At 58.2% G+C, this 994-nt stretch carries 1 protein-coding gene; it reads left to right on the top strand.

Annotation, left to right across the window (positions count from 1 at the left end; all coding sequences use genetic code 11):
- Positions 1-75: 75 nt before the first annotated feature.
- A partial coding sequence (locus tag LE190_RS21310) for an IS110 family RNA-guided transposase (RefSeq protein ID WP_225240590.1) occupies positions 76-994 on the top strand: 919 nt, incomplete at its 3' end.

The following is a 994-nucleotide window of genomic DNA, read 5'->3' on the forward strand; positions in this document are numbered from 1 at the left end:
GTTAATGAGATGGTCACCCTCCACCCTACAAGTTACTAAGCTTGTAGGGTGTTTTCATTTTGGACGGAGGCCATCATGCAAGACGTTATGCTTATCGGCATCGACCTGGGCAAGCACAGCTTTCATGTGCATGGGCAGGACCGGAACGGCAAAGCTCTACTGCGCAAGAAGTTCAGCCGCAAGCACCTGATCGAATTCCTCGCCAATCTACGGCCGTGCACCGTAGTGATGGAAGCCTGCGCAGGCGCGCACTACATGGCACGGCAACTGGTCCGATTTGGGCACGAAGCCAAGCTAATCTCCCCGCAATTCGTTCGTCCCTTCGTCAAGAGTAACAAGAACGACTTCATCGATGCCGAGGCCATCTGCGAAGCTGCATGTCGTCCTTCGATGCGCTTCGTGATGCCTAAAACCGAAGCGCAACAATGTCTGTCGGCGCTGCACCGTGTGCGTGAATCCCTGGTGCGGGAACGAGTCAAGGCAAGCAACCAAATCCATGGATTCCTCTTGGAGTTCGGCATCAGTCTGCCGACCGGACATGCAGTGATTCGCCGCCTGCCTTCCGTGCTGGCAGAGCACGCTCTGCCAGCACGGCTGGTTGCCCTGCTCGATCGATTGCACAGCCATTTCAAGTACCTGGACGCGCAGATTGCCGATATCGAGAAGGAACTCGGCCGACAGCTGCAGGATGACGATCTCGGTCAGCGCCTGATGTCTATACCGGGAGTGGGGCCGATCACAGCCAGCGTGCTCGCTGCGGAGGTCGGCGATGGCAAGCAGTACCGCTGCGGGCGTGACTTCGCTGCATCGATTGGGTTGGTGCCGCGGCAGTACAGTACGGGCGGGAAGAACAACCTGCTGGGCATTAGCAAGCGAGGCGACAAGCATATGCGCCGTTTGCTCGTGCAATGCGCCCGGGCGTACATGCAGCGGCTGGATCGCCAGACCGACCACATGGCGCAGTGGGTACGATCCATGCTGACACGACGTCACT

Origin of the sequence: Massilia hydrophila, from assembly GCF_020208145.1 — a bacterium.
Lineage (GTDB): Bacteria > Pseudomonadota > Gammaproteobacteria > Burkholderiales > Burkholderiaceae_D > Telluria > Telluria hydrophila.